This is a genomic window from Pseudomonas sp. NFACC37-1 (assembly GCF_900101575.1).
Taxonomy (GTDB): Bacteria; Pseudomonadota; Gammaproteobacteria; order Pseudomonadales; family Pseudomonadaceae; genus Aquipseudomonas; species Aquipseudomonas fluorescens_AA.
The window spans coordinates 45,696-71,624 of the sequence record NZ_FMUZ01000013.1; the positions used below are offsets into that span (position 1 = coordinate 45,696).

24 protein-coding genes are annotated in these 25,929 nt (G+C 61.7%); 15 read left to right on the top strand and 9 right to left on the bottom strand.

The genetic code is table 11. The features are described 5' to 3' along the window. Positions 1–510 precede the first annotated feature (510 nt). Complete coding sequence (locus BLP82_RS15555; protein WP_092169539.1) at positions 511–1,029, top strand: glycine cleavage system transcriptional repressor; 519 nt, start codon at positions 511–513, stop codon at positions 1,027–1,029. 217 nt (positions 1,030–1,246) lie between these two features. On the opposite strand, the gene rarD is transcribed toward BLP82_RS15555, so the two are convergent. From rarD to BLP82_RS15580, 5 genes are all read right to left on the bottom strand, one after another. Further along, the gene (gene rarD / locus BLP82_RS15560) at positions 1,247–2,134 is read right to left on the bottom strand and encodes an EamA family transporter RarD (RefSeq protein WP_092169544.1); all 888 of its coding nucleotides are present in this window, start codon (positions 2,132–2,134) and stop codon (positions 1,247–1,249) included. Positions 2,135–2,355: 221 nt separating this feature from the next. Continuing rightward, positions 2,356–3,330 carry a serine/threonine protein kinase gene (locus BLP82_RS15565; protein WP_060740323.1) on the bottom strand — a complete coding sequence of 325 codons (975 nt, stop codon included), beginning with the start codon at positions 3,328–3,330 and terminating at the stop codon, positions 2,356–2,358. A 186-nt stretch (positions 3,331–3,516) separates the two neighbouring features. After that, on the bottom strand, positions 3,517–5,418 hold the full coding sequence (locus BLP82_RS15570) for a PhoX family protein (protein ID WP_092169548.1): 1,902 nt from the start codon (positions 5,416–5,418) through the stop codon (positions 3,517–3,519). 67 nt (positions 5,419–5,485) lie between these two features. Beyond that, a complete protein-coding gene (locus BLP82_RS15575) occupies positions 5,486–6,250 on the bottom strand; it encodes a TOBE domain-containing protein (RefSeq protein WP_092169552.1) in 765 nt (254 codons plus the stop codon). A 58-nt stretch (positions 6,251–6,308) separates the two neighbouring features. Further along, the gene (locus tag BLP82_RS15580; protein ID WP_092169558.1) at positions 6,309–7,049 is read right to left on the bottom strand and encodes a ComF family protein; all 741 of its coding nucleotides are present in this window, start codon (positions 7,047–7,049) and stop codon (positions 6,309–6,311) included. A gap of 90 nt (positions 7,050–7,139) precedes the next feature. Here BLP82_RS15580 and bioB point away from each other — a divergent pair, with 90 nt between their 5' ends. The 14 genes from bioB to BLP82_RS15645 all read left to right on the top strand — a co-directional run bounded on the left by bioB (position 7,140) and on the right by BLP82_RS15645 (position 21,731). Beyond that, positions 7,140–8,195, top strand: a complete 1,056-nt coding sequence (bioB, locus tag BLP82_RS15585) for a biotin synthase BioB (RefSeq protein ID WP_014340550.1) — start codon at positions 7,140–7,142, stop codon at positions 8,193–8,195. Between the two features lie 183 nt (positions 8,196–8,378). Then, positions 8,379–9,557 (top strand): 8-amino-7-oxononanoate synthase, encoded by a 1,179-nt coding sequence (gene bioF / locus BLP82_RS15590; protein WP_092169562.1) that lies wholly within the window; start codon positions 8,379–8,381, stop codon positions 9,555–9,557. Next, complete coding sequence (locus BLP82_RS15595) at positions 9,550–10,281, top strand: alpha/beta fold hydrolase (protein ID WP_092169567.1); 732 nt, start codon at positions 9,550–9,552, stop codon at positions 10,279–10,281. Before bioF ends, BLP82_RS15595 begins: the two co-directional genes overlap by 8 nt. Next, positions 10,274–11,086, top strand: coding sequence for a malonyl-ACP O-methyltransferase BioC (gene bioC, locus BLP82_RS15600; protein WP_092169571.1), 813 nt, complete (start codon positions 10,274–10,276; stop codon positions 11,084–11,086). The genes BLP82_RS15595 and bioC overlap by 8 nt, the downstream gene beginning before the upstream one ends. Beyond that, positions 11,083–11,763 carry a dethiobiotin synthase gene (gene bioD, locus BLP82_RS15605; protein WP_092169576.1) on the top strand — a complete coding sequence of 227 codons (681 nt, stop codon included), beginning with the start codon at positions 11,083–11,085 and terminating at the stop codon, positions 11,761–11,763. The genes bioC and bioD overlap by 4 nt, the downstream gene beginning before the upstream one ends. A 118-nt stretch (positions 11,764–11,881) precedes the next feature. Next, positions 11,882–12,178 carry a pyrroloquinoline quinone biosynthesis protein PqqE gene (locus BLP82_RS15610; protein ID WP_092169580.1) on the top strand — a complete coding sequence of 99 codons (297 nt, stop codon included), beginning with the start codon at positions 11,882–11,884 and terminating at the stop codon, positions 12,176–12,178. Positions 12,179–12,454: 276 nt separating this feature from the next. Continuing rightward, a complete protein-coding gene (locus BLP82_RS15615) occupies positions 12,455–14,260 on the top strand; it encodes a phenylacyl-CoA dehydrogenase (RefSeq protein WP_060740332.1) in 1,806 nt (601 codons plus the stop codon). A gap of 359 nt (positions 14,261–14,619) precedes the next feature. Next, on the top strand, positions 14,620–14,754 hold the full coding sequence (locus tag BLP82_RS31665) for a hypothetical protein (protein WP_256576619.1): 135 nt from the start codon (positions 14,620–14,622) through the stop codon (positions 14,752–14,754). Beyond that, positions 14,744–15,235, top strand: coding sequence for a DUF1097 domain-containing protein (locus tag BLP82_RS15620; protein ID WP_092169585.1), 492 nt, complete (start codon positions 14,744–14,746; stop codon positions 15,233–15,235). The genes BLP82_RS31665 and BLP82_RS15620 overlap by 11 nt, the downstream gene beginning before the upstream one ends. A gap of 86 nt (positions 15,236–15,321) precedes the next feature. Beyond that, on the top strand, positions 15,322–15,834 hold the full coding sequence (locus tag BLP82_RS15625) for a DoxX family protein (RefSeq protein WP_218189422.1): 513 nt from the start codon (positions 15,322–15,324) through the stop codon (positions 15,832–15,834). 180 nt (positions 15,835–16,014) lie between these two features. Beyond that, on the top strand, positions 16,015–17,304 hold the full coding sequence (locus tag BLP82_RS15630) for a GGDEF domain-containing protein (RefSeq protein WP_060740334.1): 1,290 nt from the start codon (positions 16,015–16,017) through the stop codon (positions 17,302–17,304). Between the two features lie 91 nt (positions 17,305–17,395). Continuing rightward, complete coding sequence (locus tag BLP82_RS15635; RefSeq protein WP_092169590.1) at positions 17,396–19,192, top strand: acyl-CoA dehydrogenase C-terminal domain-containing protein; 1,797 nt, start codon at positions 17,396–17,398, stop codon at positions 19,190–19,192. Positions 19,193–19,446: 254 nt separating this feature from the next. Then, a complete protein-coding gene (locus BLP82_RS15640; protein WP_092169594.1) occupies positions 19,447–21,225 on the top strand; it encodes an acyl-CoA dehydrogenase C-terminal domain-containing protein in 1,779 nt (592 codons plus the stop codon). A 347-nt stretch (positions 21,226–21,572) separates the two neighbouring features. After that, positions 21,573–21,731: a YqaE/Pmp3 family membrane protein gene (locus BLP82_RS15645; RefSeq protein ID WP_003177654.1), complete on the top strand. Its 159-nt coding sequence runs from the start codon at positions 21,573–21,575 to the stop codon at positions 21,729–21,731. A gap of 127 nt (positions 21,732–21,858) precedes the next feature. Here BLP82_RS15645 and BLP82_RS15650 read toward each other — a convergent pair whose 3' ends face one another. From BLP82_RS15650 to pqqC, 4 genes are read right to left on the bottom strand one after another with little or no spacing between them, the layout of a single operon-like run. Next, positions 21,859–23,688 (bottom strand): S9 family peptidase, encoded by a 1,830-nt coding sequence (locus BLP82_RS15650; protein WP_092169598.1) that lies wholly within the window; start codon positions 23,686–23,688, stop codon positions 21,859–21,861. Continuing rightward, the gene (gene pqqE, locus BLP82_RS15655) at positions 23,654–24,823 is read right to left on the bottom strand and encodes a pyrroloquinoline quinone biosynthesis protein PqqE (RefSeq protein WP_092169603.1); all 1,170 of its coding nucleotides are present in this window, start codon (positions 24,821–24,823) and stop codon (positions 23,654–23,656) included. Before pqqE ends, BLP82_RS15650 begins: the two co-directional genes overlap by 35 nt. Continuing rightward, positions 24,795–25,070 carry a pyrroloquinoline quinone biosynthesis peptide chaperone PqqD gene (pqqD, locus tag BLP82_RS15660; RefSeq protein ID WP_060740339.1) on the bottom strand — a complete coding sequence of 92 codons (276 nt, stop codon included), beginning with the start codon at positions 25,068–25,070 and terminating at the stop codon, positions 24,795–24,797. The genes pqqE and pqqD overlap by 29 nt, the downstream gene beginning before the upstream one ends. Beyond that, positions 25,067–25,819 carry a pyrroloquinoline-quinone synthase PqqC gene (gene pqqC, locus BLP82_RS15665; RefSeq protein WP_060740340.1) on the bottom strand — a complete coding sequence of 251 codons (753 nt, stop codon included), beginning with the start codon at positions 25,817–25,819 and terminating at the stop codon, positions 25,067–25,069. The genes pqqD and pqqC overlap by 4 nt, the downstream gene beginning before the upstream one ends. Positions 25,820–25,929: the final 110 nt, after the last annotated feature.

Genomic DNA, 25,929 nt, shown 5'->3' on the forward strand with positions numbered 1-25,929 from the left:
TCGGGACATTTAAACCACAAACCCCGGAACCAGTACATGCCATCGCTGGCGGCTGGGTATTCAAGCCTTGCTGACGGGGCTTTTCAGGGATGCGACTGGCCTTAAGCAGACATCGGTACAACAGGGGCATCGCGATTATGTAGTGCGTGCTGCGGCATACTACATGATCAATTGCGGTTGTGAAAATTAGACTAATTGCGTCGTTCCGCGACCGACTAAAGCAGTACAGTCACGACGCGGTGTCGGATGTTCTCAAAAAAACTGTGGATTGTTCCAGATAAATATTAAAACTTGTACACGATTGACGTGGGCGGACGAGTCCCTGTGGCGAGGGGATTTATCCCCGTTGGGCTGCGAAGCAGCCCCCCCAAGACATTCAACTCAAACTGTCTGATACACCGAAGTGACGGATTTAGGGCCGCTTCGCGCCCCAACGGGGATAAATCCCCTCGCCACAGGACTTGTGCGTCCTGCCTATACTGTCCCTTCCATCAACAAGAGGACTGCGCCATGGACCACCTCGTCATCACTGTTTTCGCCCCGGACAAGCCCGGGCAGGTCGAGCGCATCGCCGAGTGCATTGCCGAACATGGCGGTAACTGGCTGGAAAGCCGCATGGCGCACCTGGCCGGGCAATTTGCCGGGATCGTGCGCTTCAGCGCCCCGGCCGAGGCCCATGAAAAATTGATCGAAGCCTTGCAGGGGCTGGCGGCCCACGGCATCCACGTATTGATCGCTGAAAGCGCCGTTGAGGAGTCCTGCACTTGGAAACCCATCACCATGGAGCTGGTGGGCAACGATCGTCCCGGTATCGTGCGGGACATCACCCGGTTGTTGAGCGAGCAGGGCGTCAATGTCGAGCGTCTGGTGACCCATGTCCGGCCGGCACCGATGAGCAGTGAGCTGCTGTTTCATGCCGAAGCGATCCTGGGCGTGCCTTTGACCCTGTCGTTGGAGACCTTGCAGGAACGCCTGGAAACCTTGGCCGATGAGTTGATGGTGGAGCTCAAGCTCAGCGACGACGTGTAATGAAGGTTATCCAAGGAAAAACTGCGCCTGCCTGTGGATAACCTGTAGAGACCCGGCCCCAGCCCAGGCCCGCCGGGGGGCAGCGGCCAGTGATCAAAAAATCACCAGTTTTCAAGGGCTTGTGCACAAACGGCGGGGATCACGCTGTGGATAACCTTGGGAAGGATAAGCGCAGGCCACGGCGGACGTGGCCTGTAGAGGTTTGTGCGTTTTTTGATCAGCTGCGCCGGCGCATGCTGATCACCGCATCGACGCTGTACACCGCCAGCCCGGCCCAGATGAACAGGAACGCCACCAGCGTGCTGGGCGACAGGTGCTCACCGAACAGCAGCACGGCGAGCAACAGCACCAGCGTCGGTGCGATGTACTGGAGAAATCCCAGGGTGGTGTAGGGCAAATGCCGGGCCGCGGCGTTGAAGCACACCAGCGGAACCAGTGTCACGGGGCCGGCCGCCACCAGCCACCAGGCTTCGGAGGTGGTCCAGAACGCGGCCTGGGCACTGGTGGCCGTGGGATTGAACAGCAACCAGGCGATGGCGATCGGCACCAGCATCCAGGTTTCCACCACCAGCCCCGGCAATGCCTTGACCGGCGCTTGTTTGCGAATCAGCCCATAGAAACCGAAGGTCAGTGCAAGCACCAGCGACACCCAGGGCAGGCTGCCGACTTGCCAGACCTGCTGCGCCACGCCGACGGCCGCCAACCCCACCGCCAGCCATTGCATGCGGCGCAGGCGTTCGCCGAGGATCAACATGCCCAGCAACACATTCACCAGCGGGTTGATGTAGTAACCCAGGCTGGCTTCGAGCATGCGTTCGTTGTTCACCGCCCAGACGTAGGTCAGCCAGTTGGCCGCGATCAGTGTCCCGCTCAGGGCGAGAATCGCCAGGCGCTGTGGATTGTCCCGCAGTTCGCGCCACCAGCCCGGGTGTTTCCAGACCAGCAGCAATGCCGCGCCGAACAGGGCCGACCACAGTACCCGGTGGATGATGATTTCCACTGACGGTACGCTGGCGATGGCCTTGAAGTAGATCGGGAACAGACCCCAGATGATGTAGGCACTCAGGCCCAGGATATACCCGCGACGCGGGTTGGCGGCTTGCATGCAGAATCCTTGCTTAGGCAGCTAACAAAGGGGGATTGTAAGGAGATTTGTCAGGTTGTGCTGTGAACCTTTGTGAGCGTTCTGGCCCCGGCACAGATCCCTCTGTGGGAGCGGGCTTGCTCGCGAAAGCGGTGGGTCAGTCGACATGAATATTGAATGTTCCTCCGTCTTCGCGAGCAAGCCCGCTCCCACAAAGGTGGCGCGGTGACTGCTGAAGCCAATCAGAACAGCTTCAACGGCTCTTCATTGAGCGCCGCCAATTGCTCGCGCAATGCCAGCACCTGGTCGCCCCAGTAGCGTTCGCTGCCGAACCACGGGAAGCTGCGGGGGAACGCCGGGTCGTCCCAGCGCCGCGCCAGCCAGGCACTGTAGTGCATCAGCCGCAAGGCCCGCAGCGGTTCGATCAGCGCCAGTTCACGCGGGTCGAAGTCGTGGAACTCACGGTAGCCGTCCATCAGTTCCGACAATTGCCCCAGGCATTCCTGGCGATCGCCGGCGAGCATCATCCACAGGTCCTGCACCGCCGGGCCCATGCGACAGTCGTCCAGGTCGACGATGTGGAACACCTCGTCGCGGCACATCATGTTGCCGGGATGGCAATCGCCGTGCATGCGGATGTTCTGGTGGGGCGTAGCGGCGTAGACCTCTTCGACGCGCTTGAGCAAGTCCCGGGCGACCGACTCATAGGCCGGCAGCAGGCTGCGGGGAACGAATCCGCTCGCCAGCACGGTGGCCAATGAATCGTGACCGAAATTCTTCACGCCCAGGGCTTCACGATGCTCGAACGGCCGGGTCGCCCCGAGCGCGTGCAGGCGTCCGAGCAATTGTCCCAGGCGATAGAGTTGGTCGAGATTGCCCGGCTCCGGCGCACGGCCTCCGCGACGAGGAAACAGGGTGAAACGAAACCCGGCGTGTTCGTGCAGGCTGGCACCGTTGTGGATCAATGGCGCCACCACGGGCACTTCGTATTCGGCCAGTTCGAAGGTAAAGCTGTGCTCTTCCAGGATCGCTTCGTTGGTCCAGCGCTGGGGGCGATAGAACTTGGCGATCAGCGGCTCGGAATCTTCGATGCCGACCTGATAGACGCGGTTCTCGTAGCTGTTGAGGGCCAACACGCGGGCGTCGCTGAGAAAGCCGATGCTTTCAACGGCATCGAGCACCAGGTCGGGCGTGAGGGTTTCGAACGGATGGGACATGCTGACTCCTGCGCAGCGGCAGGGCTGCCGCGTCCGGCACAGCATGGTAGCGCAAAGCAGCCTGGATTGATCGGTGATCGTTCCCACGCTCTGCGTGGGAATGCCTCATGTGACGCTCCGCGTTACGCTTTGGGACGCGGAGCGTCCCTGGCTGCATTCCCACGCAGAGCGTGGGAATGATCAGCATCAGGCGCCGATGACCCCGCCGTCTTCCCGGGTAATCACCATCACCGAAGACCGCGGCTTGCCGTTGGGCAGGTGCTCAGGGAAGGTCGAACCACCGTTTTCCCCTGGATGCTGGATTCCGACGAACAAGGCTTTCTGGTCCGGGGCAAAACTGATCCCGGTCACTTCGCAGCCCACCGGTCCGACCATGAAACGGCGGATTTCGCCACTGTTGGGGTCGGCGCAGAGCATCTGGTTGTTGCCCATGCCGGCGAAGTCCCCGGCGTTGCTGGAGTCGCCGTCGGTGAGAATCCACAGCCGGCCGGCCTTGTCGAAGCCCAGGCCGTCGGGGCTGTTGAACATGTTCTGCGGGTTGATATTGGACGACCCGGCTTTCGGCGTGCCGGCGTGTACCGTCGGGTTGCCGGCGACCACGAACAGATCCCAGGAGAAGGTCTTGGCGGCATGATCGTCGCGGTCGGTGCGCCAGCGCAGGATCTGCCCGTAGACGTTCTTGGCCCGAGGGTTCGGCCCGTCCACCGGTTGGCCGTCTTCGCCGCGCTTGGAGTTGTTGGTCAGGGTGCAATAGACCTGGCCGTCTTTCGGGCTGACCACGATCCACTCAGGACGGTCCATACGGGTGGCACCCACGGCGCTGGCAGCCAGGCGCGCGTGGATCAGCACCTCGGCCTGGTCGGCGAAGCCACTGCTGGCGTCGAGGCCGTTCTTGCCGTGGGTCAGCTCGATCCACTGGCCCTTGCCTTTGGGATGGTCCGGGTTGCCGTCGCCGGCATCGAAGCGCGCCACGTACAAGGTGCCGTGGTCCAGCAGGTTGCGGTTGGCCTTGGCATTGCGATGGTTGATGCGCTCGCGGCTGACGAACTTGTAGATGAACTCGCCGCGTTCATCGTCGCCCATGTACACCACGGCGCGACCGTCATTGGTTTGTGCCAGGGCGGCGTTTTCGTGTTTGAAGCGGCCCAGGGCGGTGCGTTTCACCGGCGTGGATTCTGGATCGAACGGATCGATTTCCACCACCCAGCCATGGCGATTGAGTTCGTTGGGGTTCTTCGCCAGGTCGAAACGCGGGTCGTACAGGTGCCAGTTGATCTCGCGGCTGGTGACGGTGGCGCCGTAGCGCTTTTGCGCCTCATCGAACTGCAGGTCGGTCTTGCTGCTGCCGAAGCAGTCGGTGAAGTTTTCTTCGCAGGTCAGGTAGGTGCCCCACGGCGTCATGCCGTTGGCGCAGTTCTGGAACGTTCCCAGCACTTTCTTGCCGCTCTTGTCGGCACTGGTTTTCATCAGCTCGTGACCGGCGGCCGGGCCACGCAGGCGAATCGGCGTGTTGCCGTGGATCCTGCGGTTGTAGCGCGATTCCTGGACGAACTGCCACTGCCCGCGACGACGCTGGACCTCGATCACCGACACCCCTTCGCTGGCCTGGGCCTTGTGCACGTCTTCGGCCGACTGCGGCTGGCCGCCGTGGGGGAAGAGGTAGCGGTAGTTGGTGTATTCGTTGTTGATCGCCATCAGCGCCCGGTTCTTGTCGCCGGGGAATTCGAACAGGCTCATGCCGTCGTTGTTGTCGCCAAACTGCACTTCCTGTGCGCGGGCTGTTCCATTGCCACTGGGATCGAACGCCGGTGCATTTTTCTGCAGCGGCTGGCCCCAACTGATCAGCACCGAGGCCTTGTAGCCCGGCGGCAGCGTGATGGTGTCGGCCGTGGCGGCGGGGATGCTGTTGAAACCCAGCAGCCGGCTGTTGCCTTCGCTCACGGCGGCGGCCAGCACGCTGCGGCTCAGCAGGTTGCCGCCCAGGAACATCGCCGCGCCGCACAGGGCGCCGGCGCTGATGAAACTGCGTCGGCTCAGGCCGACGATCTTTTCCAGGTCGGTGGATTGGTTTTCTTCTAATAGGCTCATCATCAGGCTCCCTGCTGGTTTTGGCAGTCACCTTAAAGCGGGTCGATGAAACTATTGTTGCAGCGCGCTACAGCGGTGTGCCGAGCAGCACATTTGTCGCTGAAAACGTCACTTGCACCGGTGAGCCGGCTACCAGGTCCTGCGCTTGCAACTGAAGCGGGTCGGCCAGGGCACACAGCGTCTGGCCGTTGGGCAGGCCGATGCGCACTTCGCTGGGGCCGTCTTCGGCGGCGTCGACCTGCTCGATCATGCCGCGCAGCGTATTGATCCCCGGTTTTTCCGCTTGTTCGACGGGATGCAATTCCAGCCAGCCGGCCTTGATCAGCGCCACCACGTCGGTGCCGACAGCCAGTTCGAGGCGCAACGTGCTGTCATGGGTGATCCGAGCTTCGATGACCAGGCCCCGGGCCAGCTCCAGGCGTACCCGGTCGTTGTGCCCCCGGGCCTCGATGCCCAGGACCTTGCCATGCAATTGATTGCGGGCACTGGTGCGCAGCATCAGGCGACTGAGCAGGCCCAGGTCCCCGGCGTCTTCGCTGGCTTCCAGCAGTTGCGCCTGCAGCGCTTGCAGGCGCTGATACAGGCGCAGCACCCGTTGGCCTTCCTCCGACAGCCTCGCGCCGCCACCGCCCTTGCCGCCGACGCTGCGTTCCACCAACGGATGGTCGGCGAGGTTGTTCAACTCATCGATGGCATCCCATGCCGCCTTGTAGCTCAGGCCCGCGCTCTTGGCGGCGCGGGTGATCGAGCCCTGTTCGGCGATGTGCTGCAACAGGGCGATGCGTTGTGGTCGCCGAACGATGTGTTGGGTCAGAAGCGTGGGCAATGACATGACGGCAAACTGCGTGCAAAAGTCGATGAGCGGACGTTGGCGCCTTGGGCCCGGTACGTCAAGCCGGTTCACCGGGTTTCGGCGTGCGGGCCAGGCAATACACGTCGACCCGCGCCGCGCCGGCATCGAGTAACAGGGCGGCCAGGGCCTGGGCGGTGGCGCCGGTAGTGAGCACATCGTCGACCAACGCCAGGTGACGATTGCGTAACGTCGCCTGGGGCGCGAGGGCAAAGGCCTGGCGCAGGTTTTGGCGCCGGGCCTTGGCATCGAGGGCCTGTTGGGCGGGCGTATCCTGGGTGCGTCGCAGCAGGTTTTCTGCGCAAGGGATCGCCAGCGGCCCACTGAGCCAGCGGGCCAGCAGTGCCGCCTGGTTGAAACCGCGCTGGCGCAAACGCCGGGTGGCCAGTGGCACCGGTACCAGTGCGTCGGGCCGTTCCAGCCCTTCGTCGAAATGATGTTGCAGCGATTGCGCCAGCAGTTCGCCCAGCAGCCGGCCAAGGGGCCATTTCGCCTGATGCTTGAAGCGGGTGATCAGGCTGTCCACCGGGAAGTCGTAGGTCCAGGGTGCCAGGACCCGTTCGAAGGCTGGCGGCCGAGCGGCACATTGGCCGCAGCGCAGTCCGGCCATGGGCAGTGGCAGGGCGCAAATGCTGCATTGATCGCCGAGCCAGGGCAGCTCGCTTTCGCAAGGGGTGCAGATAGGCTGGGGGGTATCGGTGCTTTCGCCGCACAGCAGGCAGGTTTGTTTGTTTTTTAACCAGATGTAAACCGGTCCTTTGTATCGTGGTTGACAGCGCATGACTCTTCCTTAAATATGCCGAACATCCGTGTCGCGCCTGTGGGTATTGCATGCCCCAGGCGCCAGCCAAGCATAATCAAGGAAATGCCCATGAGCGCCAGCACCACTGCCAACCTGCGTCATGACTGGTCTTTGGCCGAAGTCAAAGCACTCTTTGTCCAGCCATTCAATGACCTGTTGTTCCAGGCGCAGACCGTGCACCGCGCGCACTTCGACGCCAACCGCGTCCAGGTTTCCACGCTGCTGTCGATCAAGACCGGCGCTTGTCCGGAAGATTGCAAATATTGTCCGCAGTCCGGTCACTACAACACCGGTCTGGATAAAGAGAAATTGCTCGAAGTGCAGAAGGTCCTCGAAGAGGCTGCGCGGGCCAAGGCCATTGGTTCGACCCGTTTCTGCATGGGCGCGGCCTGGAAACATCCGTCGGCCAAGGACATGCCGTATGTGCTGGAAATGGTCAAAGGCGTGAAGGCCATGGGCCTGGAAACCTGCATGACCCTGGGCCGTCTCGACCAGGAACAGACCGAAGCGCTGGCCCAGGCTGGCCTGGACTACTACAACCACAACCTCGATACCTCGCCGGAGTTCTACGGCAGCATCATTACCACCCGTACCTACAGCGAGCGCCTGCAAACCCTGGCCTATGTACGTGATTCGGGGATGAAGATCTGCTCCGGCGGCATCCTGGGCATGGGCGAGTCCCTGGACGACCGCGCCAACCTGCTGATCCAACTGGCGAACCTGCCGGAGCACCCGGAGTCGGTGCCGATCAACATGCTGGTCAAAGTCGCCGGCACGCCGCTGGAGAATGCCGAAGACATCGATCCGTTCGATTTCATCCGCATGCTTGCCGTGGCGCGGATCATGATGCCCCAGTCCCATGTGCGCCTGTCCGCTGGTCGTGAAGCGATGAACGAGCAGATGCAGGCCCTGGCATTTTTTGCCGGCGCCAACTCGATTTTCTACGGCGACAAGCTGTTGACCACCGCCAACCCGCAAGCCGACAAGGACATGCAATTGTTCGCACGCCTGGGCATCCAGCCCGAAGCCCGCGAAGAACATGCCGACGAAGTGCACCAGGCGGCTATTGAACAGGCGCTGGTGGAGCAGAAGAGCAGCGAGCAGTTTTACAACGCCGCTGTCTGAGTCGACGCAAAACCAAGTGCGGGAGCGGGCTTTGTGGGAGCCAAGCTTGCTCGCGATGAACGATAACGCGGTCTTGCTATAGACCGCGATGCCCTCATCGCGAGCAAGCTTGGCTCCCACAAAAGCTCGCTCCCACAGGGGATCTCCCCCCGTCTTAAATAAGTGGTTCACCCCGAGGCCTGCATGCCCTTCGATCTCGCCGCACGCCTGGCTGCCCGTCGTGCCGACAACCTCTACCGCCAGCGCCCGCTGCTCGAAAGCCCCCAGGGCCCGGAAGTGGTGGTGGACGGCCAGCCGTTGCTGGCGTTCTGCAATAACGATTACCTGGGCTTGGCCAATCACCCGCAAGTGATCGAGGCCTGGCGCGCTGGCGCGGCGCGTTGGGGCGTCGGGGGCGGCGCCTCCCATTTGGTGATTGGCCACAGCAGCCCTCATCACGCCCTGGAAGAAGCGTTGGCCGACCTGACGGGGCGTCCGCGGGCGTTGCTGTTCACCACCGGTTACATGGCCAACCTCGGCGCGGTCACCGCGTTGGTGGGGCAGGGCGATACGGTGCTGGAAGACCGCCTCAATCATGCTTCGCTGCTCGACGCCGGGCTGTTGTCCGGTGCGCGTTTCAACCGATACCTGCACAACGATGCCCAGAGTCTGGCCAGTCGCCTGGAGAAAGCCACTGGCAATACCCTGGTGGTCACCGACGGCGTGTTCAGCATGGACGGCGACATTGCCGACCTGCCGGCCCTGGCCCGGGAGGCAAAGGCCCGGGGTGCCTGGCTGATGGTCGACGATGCCCACGGCTTTGGTCCGCTGGGGGCCCATGGCGGCGGTATCGTCGAACATTTTGGCTTGAGCCAGGAGGACGTGCCGGTGCTGGTCGGCACCCTGGGCAAGGCCTTTGGCACCGCTGGGGCCTTCGTCGCCGGTAGCGAGGAACTGATCGAAAGCCTGATCCAGTTCGCGCGTCCCTACATCTACACCACCAGCCAACCGCCGGCCCTGGCCTGCGCCACGCTCAAGAGCCTGGAACTGCTGCGCGGCGAGCATTGGCGGCGTGAACACCTGCAGGTGCTGATCCGCCAGTTCCGCCAGGGTGCCGAGCAGATCGGCCTGCAATTGATGGACAGCTTCACGCCGATCCAGCCGATCCTGGTGGGCGATGCGGGACGGGCCATGCGCTTGTCGCAGATGCTGCGTGAGCGGGGGCTGATGGTCACGGCGATCCGCCCACCCACCGTGCCGGCCGGCAGCGCTCGTTTGCGCGTGACCCTGACCGCCGCCCACAGCGAGGCCCAGGTGCAGCTATTGTTGAATGCACTGGCCGAGTGTTTTGCCCTGTTGGGACCGGAGCCAAGCCATGCGTGATCGACTGATTTTGCTGCCCGGTTGGGGCTTGGGCGTTTCACCGCTGGAACCGCTGGCGGCGGCCTTGCAAGGGCTCGACGAACACCTGCGGGTGGAAATCGAGCCGTTGCCGCCATTGCTATCGAGCGACCCCGATGAATGGCTCGAAGAATTGGACGCCACCTTGCCTCAGGACACCTGGCTGGGCGGTTGGTCCCTGGGCGGTATGCTGGCCTCGGCGCTGGCGGCGCGCCGGGGTGAGCGCTGCTGTGGCCTGCTGACCATGGCCAGCAATCCGTCCTTTGTCGCCCACGAGCAATGGTCGAGCGCGATGGACGGCCAGACGTTCGATGGCTTTCTCGCCGGCTGTGGGGCCGACCCACGCCAGACCCTCAAGCGTTTCAGTCTGCTGTGTGCCCAGGGCTGCAGCGATCCACGCGGGTTGTCGCGGTTGTTGTTGGCCGGGGCGCCAAGTTCTTCGCCCGACGTATTGATGGCCGGGCTCGAACTGCTGGCGCGATTGGACACCCGTGCTGCGTTGCAGAGTTTCCGAGGCCCGCAACTGCATCTGTTTGCCGGGCTCGATGCCTTGGTGCCGGCCGAGGCCGCGGGTGATTTGCTGGCCTTGCTGCCGGATGTCGAAATCGGTCTGATTGAACAGGCCGGCCACGGATTCCTTCTGGAAGACCCTCACGGTATAGCGGCGGCGATCCAGGTTTTTTTGCACGAGTCCGGCGATGACTGATTTGTCTCTCCCTCCATTGCCCGGTGCCTTGCCCGACAAACGCCAGGTAGCGGCGTCGTTTTCCCGGGCGGCGACCAGCTATGACAGCGTGGCCGAGCTGCAGCGCGACGTGGGCCAGCAGTTGCTCGGTCGCTTGGCGCCTTCTTTCACGCCGCAACGTTGGCTGGACCTGGGCTGCGGCACCGGCTATTTCACTCGGGCCTTGGGTGCGCGTTTTGGTGCGGCCACCGGCCTGGCGTTGGATATCGCCGAAGGCATGCTCAACCATGCGCGTCCCCAGGGTGGCGCCGAATATTTTATCGCCGGTGATGCCGAGCGGCTGCCTTTGCAGGCGGCGAGCTGCGACCTGGTGTTCTCCAGCCTGGCGGTGCAATGGTGCGCGGATTTCGCCACGGTGCTGAGCGAGGCCCATCGAGTGTTGAAGCCGGGTGGGGTGTTGGCCTTCACCAGCCTTTGCGTGGGCACTTTGTACGAATTGCGCGACAGCTGGCGTCAGGTGGATGGCTTGGTGCACGTCAACCGTTTCCGTGCGTTCGAGACGTATCAACACCTTTGCGCGGCCAGCGGGCTGAATGTCGTCAGTCTTGAAATCCGTCCGCATGTGCTGCATTACCCTGATGTGCGCAGCCTGACACATGAATTGAAAGCTTTGGGTGCCCACAATCTGAACCCAGGTCGTCCTGGTGGCTTGACGGGCAGGGCGCGGATTCTCGCGCTGGTCGAAGCCTATGAGCGGTTTCGTCAGGCCCAGGGGCTACCGGCAACTTACCAGGTGGTCTACGCCGTTTTGGAGAAACCGCTATGAGCAAGGCCTATTTCATTACCGGCACTGATACCGATGTAGGCAAGACCACTGTCGCGGCGGGCCTGCTGCATGCTGCCCGACAGGCTGGCATGAGCACGGCTGCCGGAAAACCCGTGGCCTCTGGCTGCGACGTGACGCCCAAGGGTCTGCGCAACGCCGATGCCTTGGCCTTGCTGGCCGAGTGCTCGATACCGTTGACTTATGCACAGGTCAATCCGGTGGCGTTCGAACCGGCAATAGCGCCGCACCTGGCCGCCCGGGAAGCGGGCGTTGCCCTGACGGTGCAGTCGCTACTTGGCCCGATGCGCGAAGTGCTGGCGCTGAACGCCGATTTCACCCTGATCGAGGGCGCAGGTGGTTGGCGTGTACCGCTGGCCGGCCAGGACAATCTTTCCGATCTGGCGATCGCGCTGGACTTGCCGGTGATTCTGGTGGTGGGTGTGCGCCTGGGTTGCATCAGCCACGCGTTATTGACCGCCGAGGCTATCGCCCGTGATGGCTTGCAGCTTGCCGGTTGGGTCGCGAACATCATCGACCCGGCCACCTCGCGCCTGGAAGAAAACCTGGCAACCTTGGCCGAGCGACTTCCGGCACCGTGCCTGGGCAGGGTGGCGCGGATCCAGAGCGTGACGGCCGAAGCCGTGGCCGGACACCTGCAATTGGATCTGCTGGACTGAGCCTCGCCAAGGTTTTGCCTATGACACGGCACTGTGCCATTAGTGTTTTTGTCGGGCCTTTTCCCGGGGGTTCTGATTCAATGGCCACTGTCGACCCTTCAAGAAGGCGAGCTCTGCCATGGAAATCTCAGGAAGTACCGCGTTCTATGCCGGTCTGAGCACGATTCAGACAGGGCAGAACCGCGTCGATCAGGCCGCCGGCCAGATCGCCAACAACATGATCGAGCGTTCGGTCACCAGCCAGTCTTCGGAAGTCCAGGTTGATCGCCTGCGTTCAGTGGATCGTAGCCAGCAGTCGGACCAGGCCGCCAACATGGTCGAAATGGCCCAAGGCAAGTTCCAGGTGCAACTGGGTGCCAACGTCGCCAAGGCATCCGACGAAATGCTCGGGACATTGATCGATACCTTTGCCTGATCCTGCTCTTCAGATTTGCCAAGACGCCGCGATTATTCGCGGCGTTTTTGTCTCTAACGTCTTATTGCTCAACTAATCTTTTCCTACGCGCATCGCGGATTCTTCAGGGCGATGGGTTTCCTGTGTCCGACATTTTTCTCAGGCTGATGACGAACGGCAAAAGATCGGCGCTTGACAAGATTTGGGCGTAAACGTATGTTTCAAACAACTGTTTGACCGCTACAACAAATCCACGCGGTCGTTCATTCCCGGTTACATCAGCAGAGGTTTATCGCTATGCCTGACTACAAGGCCCCCTTGCGTGATATTCGCTTCGTTCGTGACGAACTGCTTGGCTACGAAGCGCATTATCAGAGCCTTCCGGCTTGCCAGGATGCAACTCCGGACATGGTTGACGCCATTCTCGAAGAAGGCGCCAAGTTTTGTGAGCAGGTGCTGGCTCCGCTGAACCGTGTGGGTGACATCGAAGGTTGCACTTGGAGCGAGTCCGGCGTAAAAACCCCGGCCGGGTTCAAGGAAGCCTACAAGCAATTCGTCGAAGGCGGCTGGCCGAGCCTGGCCCACGACGTCGAGCATGGCGGTCAAGGTCTGCCGGAATCCCTGGGCCTGGCGGTCAGCGAGATGGTCGGTGAAGCCAACTGGTCGTGGGGCATGTACCCGGGCCTGTCCCATGGCGCGATGAACACGATTTCCGAGCACGGTACGCCCGAGCAGCAAGAGGCCTACCTGACCAAGCTGGTCTCCGGTGAATGGACCGGCACCATGTGCCTGACCGAACCGCACTGTGGCACCGACCTGGGCATGCTGCGCACCAAGGCCGAGCCTCAGGCCGACGGTTCCTACAAGGTTTCCGGTACGAAGATCTTCATTTCGGCCGGTGAACACGACATGGCCGACAACATTGTCCATATCGTGCTGGCACGCCTGCCGGACGCACCGGCTGGCACCAAGGGCATTTCGCTGTTCATCGTTCCAAAATTCCTGCCTAACGCCGACGGCTCCATCGGCCAGCGCAACGCGGTGAGCTGTGGCTCCCTGGAACACAAGATGGGCATTCACGGCAACGCCACTTGCGTGATGAACTTCGACGCGGCCACCGGTTACCTGATCGGCCCGGCGAACAAAGGCCTGAACTGCATGTTCACCTTCATGAACACCGCACGCCTGGGCACTGCGCTGCAAGGCCTGGCCCACGCCGAGATCGGCTTCCAGGGCGGCCTGAAATATGCCCGTGATCGCCTGCAAATGCGCTCCCTGACGGGCCCGAAAGCGCCAGACAAGGCCGCTGACCCGATCATCGTGCACCCTGACGTGCGGCGCATGCTGCTGACCATGAAGGCCTTCGCCGAAGGGAACCGGGCGATGGTGTACTTCACCGCCAAGCAGGTCGACATCGTCAAGTACGGCGTGGACGAAGAAGAGAAGAAAAAAGCCGATGCGCTGCTGGCGTTCATGACGCCGATCGCCAAGGCCTTCATGACCGAAGTCGGTTTCGAATCGGCCAACCATGGCGTGCAGATCTACGGCGGCCACGGCTTCATCGCCGAGTGGGGCATGGAGCAGAACGTTCGCGACAGCCGCATCTCGATGCTGTACGAAGGCACCACCGGCATCCAGGCCCTCGACCTGCTGGGCCGTAAAGTGCTGATGACCCAGGGCGAGGCACTCAAGGGCTTCACCAAGATCGTCCACAAGTTCTGCCAGAGCAACGAAGGTAACGAAGCGGTCAAGGAGTTCGTCGAACCCCTGGCTGCGCTGAACAAGGAATGGGGCGAGCTGACCATGAAGGTCGGCATGGCGGCCATGAAGGATCGTGAAGAAGTGGGCGCGGCATCGGTGGACTACCTGATGTACTCCGGTTATGCCTGCCTGGCCTATTTCTGGGCCGACATGGCGCGCCTGGCGGCGGAAAAACTTGCAGCCGGCACCACCGAAGAAGCCTTCTACACCGCCAAGCTGCAGACCGCGCGCTTCTACTTCCAGCGCATCCTGCCGCGTACCCGTACCCACGTGGCAACCATGCTGTCGGGCGCGAACAACCTGATGGACATGAAAGAAGAAGACTTCGCGCTGGGTTACTAAGCCTTACGCAGTTCTTTGAAAAAAGCCGCTGCTTCTTCGGGAGCAGCGGTTTTTTTTTGCGCCGCCGACAAACACCCGCCTCAAGCACCAGCAGGCTTCAAGTCGCCGAATTTCTCACTGTGGAAATCCAGCCTCGTGCTTCAAATTCCGTCACCTGTCCCTGCAACGCGTCGAAACGGTCCAGAGCGGCCCATTTGTTGTGGTTTTTGGAATAGATAAGTCAATTTCATCCCGTTTATTCACAGACGGTCAATCGACATCATGGGGTTGCGGGGCTGAAAACCTTCGCCCCATGTGGGCTCGGCCGGTGCCGATCCCATGAAACCAGCTTTATCGCACGTACCGGAAAGGAATTGACCATGAAAGTGAACATCACTCTTGCGGCCTGGTGCCTGATCGCCGCTGGCGACTGCTTCCTGCGTCGTATCGCCCTGTCTGGCCTCTTGACGTCACGGCGGGTACCTGCGACCCGGGAGGTGAGTCATGGCCAATAATGCATTTTTCACTCATCTGAAGGTGGTGGTAGGTGAGTCGGTCATTGCGTCATCAGCCGCCACCCTGAGCGTGATGGCACTGGAGGTTCCGGTGTGGGCCATGTTTGTCGGGTGGATTTCATTCTTTACCCGCGGGCTCAACCTCAAGCAAGGGGCGATCAACCTGGCTTGCGTGCTGATCGGCGTCATTCTGGGTATCGGTGCGGCCCAGGCCATGGCTGCGCTGACGCCTGTTCTGGGCAGCTATACCATCAGTGCAGTGGTGTTCGCCATCACGGTCATTGCGCTGTCTTTGGCCAAGGCACCGGTGTTCAACAACCTGCTCGGTTTCTTCCTGGGGCTGGTGGCGTATTTCGCTTCGCACCAACCCCCATCGCTCACAACCTTCGGGATGCTGGCCCTGGCCGGGACGCTGGGAGCGACAGCGGCCCTGCTGGCGCATTCGCTGCAAAAGCGGGTTCGCCAGGGCGCTGGTCATTGACGCGAGGAGTCCAGCATCTCGCCAGCAAGTGCCGGTCGCGTTAGCGGGTGCCTCTGAAAACCTCATTCACAAAAAGGACTACCGAGATGGACACGTCACAACGTAAGTCCGGGATTACCTCCCTAGAAACCACCGCCTCCCAAGAGCGCCTGCTGTTTCCTGCGCTGGATGGGCTTTACACCCGTGCGGAGCCCGTTTTGTATGCAGTGCTGCGGTTTGCGTTCGGCGTTGTCATGTTTACCCACGGCCTTCCCAAAGCCCTGGGGATATCCCACGGTTCCATGGCGGATCCCATGGCGGGCTCCATCAACCTGATCCAGAACGTCATGGGCTTGCCGTTCGCCGCGCAATGGGCCGTTCTGGTCATGCTTCTTGAAACGGTCGGCGCGGTCATGCTGGCTATCGGTCTGTGGGCGCGCCCGGTCGCGTTGATGATGGCGATGCAAATGGTCGGTATCAGCTATGCCCTTGGCCCCACTTGGCCCTGGATCGATCGCGGCATTGAATTTCCCGTGTTGATGGGATTCCTTGCGCTCTATATTGCCGTGCGTGGTAGCGGCCACTTTGCGGTGGATCGCAAGCTCAGGTTTTCCATCTGAGCAGGCGCAGTTGTTTGCATGAAAACTCTGTAACAACAATTGCTCCGACAAAGCCTTAAGAAAACCTCCCGCCCTGCCGTTACAGCGATGGCAGTGTGACATCTGTCACATCTCGCGTGCCTTACTGTTCCAATTGCAGGCACAATGCCATCTTTGATCAGCCGGGTCGGAGCTTTACCCTTGCCGCGTTCTTCCGCTGTACGTTTGAGCCATTTCCTACCGTCATTGCTGTTGCTGGTGGCGGGGCTTGCGGCTGCCTACGTCAAGGATCTCAACGTTTTCTTCACCTCGCTGTTCAACGTTCTCCCGACGCTGGTGCTGTTGCTAGGCGGGGCGTATTGCGCGGTCTACCGACGTCAACGTGAACTGTTTCTGATGGTCACGGTGTATATCGCCTATTTTCTCCTGGACACCCAGACCGACTTTTATCGCGATAACGGTAAGGTGCGTGAAGACGCGGCGGTGGTGTTCCATCTCGTCTGCCTGTTGTTGCCGCTGTTGTTCGGGCTGTTCGCGGCGTGGCAGGAGCGCACCCACCTGTTCCAGGACATGGTGGCGCGGTTCGCGGTGTTGCTGGTCTTTGGCAGTGTGGCGCTGGCTTTGGAGCAGAGTTTCCCCCAGGCCTTGTTGTTGTGGCTCTCGGAGATCCGCTGGCCCGCGTTGCACGGTGCCTGGATGAGCCTGATCCAATTGTCCTACCCGATGTTCGCCGCCGCGTTCCTGCTGTTGGCCTGGCAATACTGGCGCAATCCCCGGCCACTGCACGCGGCACAACTGGTGGGTTTGCTGGGGTTGTTCTGGATGCTGCCCAAGACGTTCATCCTGCCGTTCACCCTGAACATCATGTGCAGCCAGGTCATGTTGATGATCGCCGCGGCGGTTGCCCACGAGGCCTATCAGATGGCTTTCCGTGACGAGCTGACCGGCCTGCCGGGCCGGCGGGCACTGAACGAACGCATGCAGCGCCTGGGGCGCAACTATGTGTTGGCGATGAGTGACGTGGACCATTTCAAGAAATTCAACGACACCCACGGCCACGACGTGGGCGACCAGGTGCTGCGCCTGGTCGCCAGCAAGTTGTCGAAGATCGGCGGTGGCGGTAGGGCGTATCGCTACGGCGGTGAGGAATTTGCCCTGGTGTTCGCAGGCAAGACCATCGACGAGTGCATGCCCCATCTGGAAGTCATCCGCCAGTCCATCGAGACGTATGCCATCCAGCTGCGCAATCCCGATAGCCGTCCCCAGGACGATCAGCAAGGCCGCCAGCGTCGCTCCGGCGCGGGTGCTTCCAGCGTATCGGTGACGGTCAGCATCGGTGTCGCGGAGCGCCTTGAGCAGCGCACGCCCGAAGAAGTACTCAAGTCCGCCGACCAGGCGCTGTACAACGCCAAGGGCGCGGGGCGTAACTGTGTCGTTGCCTTCGGCCAGAACCGCCGCGGCGCGGTGCGCATGGAAGCCGCCGCGGGTTGAGTGATGACGGCGCATTCAGCGTCTGGACTGTGATTGTGGGCCAGGGTGGCCGGCAGTAGGTTGGAACGATCTGCTACCGGAGAAAACCACCATGCCCGAGTACAAAGCCCCCCTGCGCGACATGCGCTTTCTGATCGATCACGTCTTCGATTTCCATGGCCGTTATGCCGAGTTGGGCGCCAGCGATGCCAGCCCGGACATGGTCAGCGCAATCCTCGAGGAAGGCGCCAAATTCTGTGAAAACGTGCTGGCACCGCTCAATCGCTCCGGTGACGAAGAGGGCTGCCATTTCGACAACGGCGTGGTCACCACGCCTACAGGCTTCAAGCAGGCTTTCGCACAGTACGTGGAAGGCGGCTGGCACGGCTTGGCGGCAGATCCGGCGTATGGTGGCCAAGGCTTGCCCAGCTCCCTGGGCCTGGTCATCAGCGAGATGATCGGTTCCAGCAACACGTCCTGGGGCATGTACCCGGGCCTGACTCACGGTGCCATGTCGGCCATTCATGCCCACGGCACTGAAGCACAGAAACAGACCTACCTGAGCAAACTCACCGCCGGCCAGTGGACCGGCACCATGTGCCTGACCGAAGCCCACTGCGGCACCGATCTGGGCATCATCAAGACCCGCGCCGTGCCCCAGGCCGACGGCAGCTACGCGATCTCCGGCAGCAAGATCTTCATTTCCGCCGGCGAACACGACATGAGCGATAACATCATCCACCTGGTGCTGGCCAAGCTGCCGGACGCCCCCGCCGGGACAAAAGGCATCTCGTTGTTCATCGTGCCCAAGTTCCTGCCCGACGCCACGGGTGAGGCGGGGGCGCGCAATGGCGTTTCCTGTGGCTCGATCGAACACAAGATGGGCATCAAGGCCTCGGCCACTTGTGTGTTGAATTTCGATGGAGCCAAGGGGTTCCTGATCGGCGAGCCGAACAAGGGCCTCAACTGCATGTTCACCATGATGAACCACGCCCGGCTTGGCACTGGCATGCAGGGCCTGTGCCTGGGGGAGGCGAGCTTCCAGGGCGCGATCAAATACGCCAACGACCGTCTGCAGATGCGCGCGCTGACCGGCCCCAAGGCACCGGAAAAAGTCGCCGACCCGATCATCGTCCATCCCGATGTGCGCAGGATGCTGCTGACCATGAAGGCTTTCAACGAAGGCAATCGGGCGCTGACCTATTTCACTGCGCAACTGCTGGACACCGCGCACCTGAGTCCGGACGCGACTGCCCGGCAGGAAGCTGAGGACCTGCTGGCGTTTCTCACCCCGATCTGCAAGGCCTTCATGACCGACACCGGGCTGGAAGTAACCAACCACGGCATGCAAGTGTTCGGCGGCCACGGCTTCATTCGCGAGTGGGGCATGGAGCAGTTGGTGCGCGACTGCCGTATCGCGCCGATCTACGAGGGCACCAACGGCATCCAGGCCCTGGATCTGCTGGGGCGCAAGGTGCTGGGTAGCCAGGGCAAGTTGTTGCGCGGCTTCACCAAGATTGTCCATAAGTTCTGCGCTGCCAATGCGCAACATCCGCAGCTCAAGGAGTACGTCGCGCAACTCGATGGGCTTAACCAACAGTGGGGCGAGTTGACCACTCGGGTTGGCATGGCGGCCATGAAAAACCCCGATGAAGTCGGTGCCGCCTCCGTGGATTATTTGATGTACAGCGGTTACATCATCCTGGCCTACCTGTGGTTGCGCATGGCCTTGGTGGCCCAGGCGCAACTCGACAGCGGCAACGGTGACGGCGATTTCTGCCAGGCGAAACTGGCGACCTGCGAGTTCTACTTCAAGCGCCTGCTGCCACGTACGACCGCCCATCAGGCTGCCATCGAGGCGGGGAGCGATTGTCTGATGCAACTGCCGGCGGAGTTGTTTGCACTTTGACTGACCAGTGGCGAGGGAGATGGCTCCCGCTGGGCTGCGTAGCAGCCTCTTTTTGTGAGTGCTGCGCACTCAAGCGGGGAGCAGGCTTTCTCGTCACGGTTCACAACGTTAGATAGTGCAGCTGTGATGGTGACTAAAAATAACAAAACAGTCATGGGTTGACCCTATGTGTCGCAAAAGTTGTTGAGGTACACTCAGGTCATTGCGAAACCGTCTTTTACGAATCCAACTGTTTAGATCCTGCGAGGTTTGCCATGGCTGACTACAAAGCGCCCCTGCGCGATATGCGCTTCGTCCTCAATGAAGTGTTCGAGGTCGCGAAACTCTGGGCCCAATTGCCGGGGTTGGCTGACACCGTGGATGCTGAAACGGTCGAAGCGATCCTCGAAGAAGCCGGCAAAGTCACCAGCAAAAGCATCGCCCCCCTCAGCCGCGCCGCTGACGAAGAAGGTTGCCACTGGGCTGACGGCGCCGTCACCACGCCGGCAGGTTTCCCACAGGCCTACCAGACTTACGCTGAAGGCGGTTGGGTCGGTGTCGGTGGTGATCCGGTGTACGGCGGCATGGGCATGCCCAAGGCTGTTTCGGCCCAGGTCGAGGAAATGGTCAACTCCGCCAGCCTGTCCTTCGGCCTGTACCCGATGCTGACCGCCGGCGCCTGCCTGTCGATCAATGCCCATGCCAGCGAAGAACTGAAGGCGGCGTACCTGCCGAACATGTACGCCGGCGTCTGGGCCGGTTCCATGTGCCTGACCGAGCCTCACGCCGGTACGGACCTGGGGATCATCCGCACCAAGGCCGAACCTCAGGCCGACGGTTCCTACAAGGTCAGTGGCACGAAGATTTTCATCACCGGTGGCGAGCACGACCTCACCGAGAACATCATTCACCTGGTGCTGGCGAAACTGCCAGACGCACCGGCGGGCCCCAAGGGTATCTCGCTGTTCCTGGTGCCCAAGTTCATGGTCAATGCCGACGGCAGCCTGGGCGCGCGCAATGCGGCCAACTGCGGGTCGATCGAACACAAGATGGGCATCCAGGCGTCCGCCACCTGCGTGATGAACTTCGACGAAGCCGTGGGCTACCTGGTGGGTGAGCCGAACAAAGGCCTGGCGGCGATGTTCACCATGATGAACTACGAGCGTCTGGGGGTTGGCATCCAAGGCTTGGCCTCCGGCGAGCGTTCCTACCAGAACGCCGTCGAATATGCCCGTGACCGCCTGCAAAGCCGTTCGCCCACTGGTGCGCAGAACAAGGACAAGGTCGCAGACCCGATCATCGTCCACCCCGACGTGCGTCGGATGCTGCTGACCATGAAGGCCTCGAACGAGGGTGGCCGGGCATTTTCCACCTACGTGGCGATGCAACTGGACACCGCCAAGTTCAGCGAAGACCCGGTCACCCGCAAGCGCGCCGAAGACCTGGTGGCCTTGCTGACCCCAGTGGCCAAGGCCTTCCTGACCGACCTGGGTCTGGAAACCACGGTCCATGGCCAGCAGGTGTTCGGCGGCCATGGTTACATTCGTGAATGGGGCCAGGAGCAACTGGTGCGTGACGTGCGCATCACCCAGATCTACGAAGGTACCAACGGGATCCAGGCACTGGACCTGGTAGGGCGCAAGATCGTCGGCAGTGGCGGTGCGTTCTACCGGTTGTTCGCCGATGAAATCCGCCATTTCACCGCCACCGCGAGCAGCGATCTGGCGGAGTTCACCAAGCCCCTGAACGACGCGGTCGGTACGCTGGATGAATTGACTGAATGGGTGCTGGACCGGGCGAAGAACAACCCGAACGAAATCGGCGCAGCGTCGGTGGAATACCTTCAGGCGTTCGGCTATACCGCCTATGCCTACATGTGGGCACTGATGGCCAGGGCGGCCATGGGCAAGGAAGGCCAGGAGGATTTCTACGCGAGCAAACTGGGCACGGCGCGGTTCTATTTCGCTCGCCTGCTGCCGCGCATTCACTCCCTGAGTGCTTCGGTGAAAGCTGGCAGCGAGTCGCTGTTCCTGCTGGAGCCCGGGCAGTTCTAAAAACTGACATTGTGTAAGCAAAGGCTTACACAATGTACTGGCGTTTTCCCTCTATCGGCAGATTGGATCCAGGGCTAATCTACTTCACATGGACGCCGCGCAGGACGCGCAAAAGTAACAACACGGACACGTAGGATTCTGCCAGGACGGCGGAGTGAAATGGATGTCAGGGAAACAGTCTGCAAAGCCCCGCTTCGGCGGGGTTTTCTTTTGCCTGCGTTTTTTGTTCCTTGGCAGCGTGCCCTACACCGAGGCTGCTTCTGGTTGCGTTTCACTGAACCCTGACGAGCGGCTTGGGGTCAATGAGCTATGTGGCAATTTGGCCATCGTCGATCAGGGAGTCATCCATGGATTTCATTCGCATTATTATCGCCATCCTGCTGCCGCCACTGGGGGTGTTCCTGCAAGTCGGTTTCGGCGGGGCGTTCTGGCTGAATATCCTGCTGACGCTGTTGGGTTACATCCCCGGCATCGTGCATGCGGTGTACATCATCGCCAAGCGCTGAACTCATCGGTCATGAAATCCCCCTGTGGGAGCGAGCTTGCTCGCGATAGCGGTGTGTCAGTCCACGGAAATATCGACTGGACTACTGCCATCGCGAGCAAGCTCGCTCCCACAGTGTGTTTGGCTTCCTACAGATCGCCCTCCACCACCCTGCGATAGAACAACCACTCATGCTCCAGCGCATGCGCCTGGTTCGAGGCTTTGCGAAAACCATGGCGCTCATCCGGGTAGTAGTGTGCCTCGACGGCCACGCCGTTGGCCTGTAAGGCGCTGGCCATGTCGCGGGTTTGCTGCGGCACCACCACGGCGTCCAGTTCACCCTGGAAAAAGATCACCGGCACACGGATGTTCCCGGCGTGCAGCAATGGGGTGCGGGCGCGGTAGCGTTCGACGTCCTGTTGCGGATCGCCGATCAGCCAGTCCAGGTAATCCCCTTCGAACTTGTGCGTGGCCCGGCCGAGGGCGACAGGATCGCTCACACCATAGAGGCTGGCGCCGGCACGGAAGACTTCATGGAACGCCAAGGCGCAGAGGGTCGTGTAGCCACCGGCACTGCCACCCCGGATGAACGCATGACGGCCGTCGATCAGGCCTTGTTCATCCAGGTAGGCAACCACCGCGCAGGCATCCTCGACATCCACCACGCCCCAGTTCAAATGCAATGCCTGTCGATAGGCCCGGCCATAGCCGCTGCTGCCGCGGTAATTGAGATCGGCAACGGCAAAGCCACGCTGGGTCCAATACTGGATACGCGGATCGAACAGGGGATAACAGGCCGAGGTGGGGCCACCGTGAATGAACACCACCAAGGGTGGCTTCGCCTGTACATTCATGGCCGGGTAAAAGAACCCGTGGGCCTCGCCTGACCCGGATGGATAACGCAGGGGTCGAGGACGGCTGATCTGTTCGATGGGCAATGGCGCGACGCCGCCGGCCAGCACCGCGACTTCATGACTATGCCGCTCGATGGCAATGACCGCCGACGGGCCGGTCGGCGAGGCGGCAATGGCGTAGATGAACCGCTCATCCAGCGCCAGGCTGCGAAAGCGGGTATAGAGGCCGGTAAAGTCTTCGCTGGCGTCGTCGCCGCGACACAGGCCCAGGCGCCCGAAACCTGCTTCGGTCCAACTCGCCAGGTACGTGTGTTCATCCAGCGGCAGCCAGGTGCAGCCACCCAGTTGCCATGGCGCCGGGGCGTGATCGGCTTCGGCGGCGGGCAGTGGTTCCAGGCCTTGGCCCGACTCCCTCCAGGGCTGCCAATAACCACCGCGATCACTCAGGCAATAAAGGCGACTGGCCGCGTCGAAACGCGGTTGCTGAATGGACTCTTGCTGACCGTCGCCGGCCACACAGCGTGGCTCGCCCCAACCCGAAGCAGTGCGTTCGGCCAACATCAACCGCGTCGCTGTCCAGGGTTGATGCGGGCGGCTCCACTCAACCCAGGCGAGCCGCTGGCCGTCGGGGCTCAGGGTCGGCGAAGCGTAGAAATCGGCGCCTTCAGCCAGTAGATGCCGTTGATGATCCGCCAACCCGATCGACACCAGGCGATGCTGGTTGGCGTGTTCTTCCACCGCCAGCACCTGGCCACCGGCAAAGCCAAGGTCCCCGTAGCGGCACTCACCGGAGGTCAGCGCCACGGGCTGCCTGTCGCTCAGCGATTGGTGGTACAGCTGCTGGTCGGTCTCATTGACGAACAGCACGCCGTCATGGCTCAGGCAGAACGATCCGCCGCCGTATTCATAGACCCGGCTGCGCGCGCTGAACCCGTCCGGCGTCAAACAGCGTGCCTCGGCCTCTTGCCAATGCCAGATCCGACAGGCGCCGTCCGCAGGGCGGTATTCATTCCAGAACAAGCCCAAGGGCCCGACCTGCAGTTCGGCGAAGTCGGTGCCGGCGGCAACGGCCTGGGCGGCGCTGAAAGGCTCAGCCTTTAGCGATGAGGCGCGAGTTTCGTTCATTGCGAAAGGCCAACTGTTCAATGGTTTGCGTGGCGTGCTCGGCGTCTTCACGGGCCTGGAGAATCACCCCGTGGTGTTCGGACTTGCTGCACACCGGGTCGGCGTTGCTGGCGTCCCCCGTGAGCATGAACGCCTGGCAGCGACAGCCGCCGAAGTCCTTTTCTTTTTCATCGCAGGAGCGGCACGGTTCGGGCATCCAGTCATAACCGCGGAAACGGTTGAAGCCGAACGAGTCGTACCAGATGTGCTGCATGCTGTGGTCGCGCACATTGGGAAATTGCACCGGCAGCTGTCGGGCACCGTGACAGGGCAATGCCGTGCCGTCCGGCGTGACGGTGAGGAAAATGCTGCCCCAGCCATTCATGCAGCCCTTGGGGCGTTCTTCATAGTAGTCCGGCGTGACAAAGATCAACTTGCACGGATTGCCTTCGGCTTCCAGTTTGGCGCGGTATTCATTGGTGATGCGCTCGGCGCGTACCAGTTGCTCCCGGGTGGGCAGCAGGCCGGCGCGGTTGAGCTGCGCCCAGCCGTAGAACTGGCACGTGGCAAGCTCGACGAAGTCGGCTTCCAGGGCGATGCACAGCTCGATGATGCGGTCGATCTTGTCGATGTTGTGCCGGTGGGTCACGAAGTTCAGCACCATCGGATAGCCGTGGGCCTTCACCGCCCGGGCCATTTCCAGCTTTTGCGCGAAGGCTTTCTTCGAGCCGGCCAGGAGGTTGTTCACCTGCTCGTCGCTGGCCTGGAAACTGATCTGGATATGGTCGAGCCCGGCCTTCTTGAAGTCGCTGATTTTCTGTTCGGTCAAGCCGATGCCGGAGGTGATCAGGTTGGTATAGAAACCCAGGCTGCGCGCTTCACCGATCAGTTCGGCCAGGTCCTGGCGCACCAGCGGCTCGCCACCGGAAAAACCCAGCTGCGCGGCGCCCATTTCCCGGGCTTCGCGAAAGACCTTGAACCACTGCTCGGTGCTCAACTCCTTGCCCTGCTCGGCGAAGTCCAGCGGGTTGGAGCAGTACGGGCATTGCAACGGGCACCGATAGGTCAGCTCCGCCAGCAGCCACAGCGGCAGGCCGACTTCCGGCCTGGGCGGCAGGGCGGTGGTGTCAGGCAAGTTCGATCCAGTGCTGTGCACGGGCGACCTCCATGAATTGCTCGATGTCGTCACCGAGTTCCGGCACATCGGGAAACTGCTTGGCCAATTCGTCGATGATGGCCGCGACATCCCGTTCGCCGTCGATCAGGCCACCGATCAACGCAGCGCTGTCGTTCAACTTGATCATGCCTTCAGGATAGAGCAACACGTGGCCTTTCTGGGCCGGTTCGTACTGGAAACGATAGCCGGGGCGCCAGCGCGGGGTTTGGCTGCGGTCGAAACTCATAAGGTAATTCCTTTGTGCCAAACCCGTTGGTCGGTCACGCTGTGATAGGGCGGGCGGTTCAATTCGTAGGCCATGCTCATGGCGTCGAGCATGCTCCAGAGGATGTCCAGCTTGAACTGGAGAATCTCCAACATGCGTTCCTGCCCTGCGCGGGTGGTGTAGTGCTGCAAGGTGATCGCCAAGCCATGCTCCACATCGCGTCGGGCCTGGCCCAGGCGGGTGCGGAAGTATTCATAGCCGGCCGGGTCGATCCACGGGTAATGCTGGGGCCAACTGTCCAGGCGCGACTGGTGGATCTGCGGGGCGAACAGTTCGGTCAGCGAGCTGCTGGCGGCCTCTTGCCAACTGGCCCGGCGGGCGAAGTTGACGTAGGCGTCCACCGCGAAGCGCACCCCTGGCAACACCAGCTCCTGGGAGCGCAGTTGGTCGGGGTCCAGGCCCACCGCCTGGCCCAGCCGCAGCCAGGCTTCGATGCCGCCGTCCTCACCGGGCGCGCCGTCATGGTCGAGCAGGCGCTGGATCCACTCGCGACGGATTTCCCGGTCCGGGCAGTTGGCCAGGATCGCGGCGTCCTTGAGCGGGATATTCACTTGATAGTAGAAACGGTTCGCGACCCAGCCCTGGATCTGCTCGCGAGTGGCACGGCCTTCATACATCGCCACGTGATAGGGGTGATGGATGTGGTAATACGCGCCTTTGGCACGCAGGGCCGCTTCGAACTCGGCGGGGGACAGGGGGGTGTCAGTCATTTCGGTCTCCGGGGGAATAACCGTTGGCGGTTGGGGTGCCTGGTCTGGCCTCTTCGCGAGCAAGCCCGCTCCCACATTGATTTTGCGGCGGATGAAATATCGAGTTACTC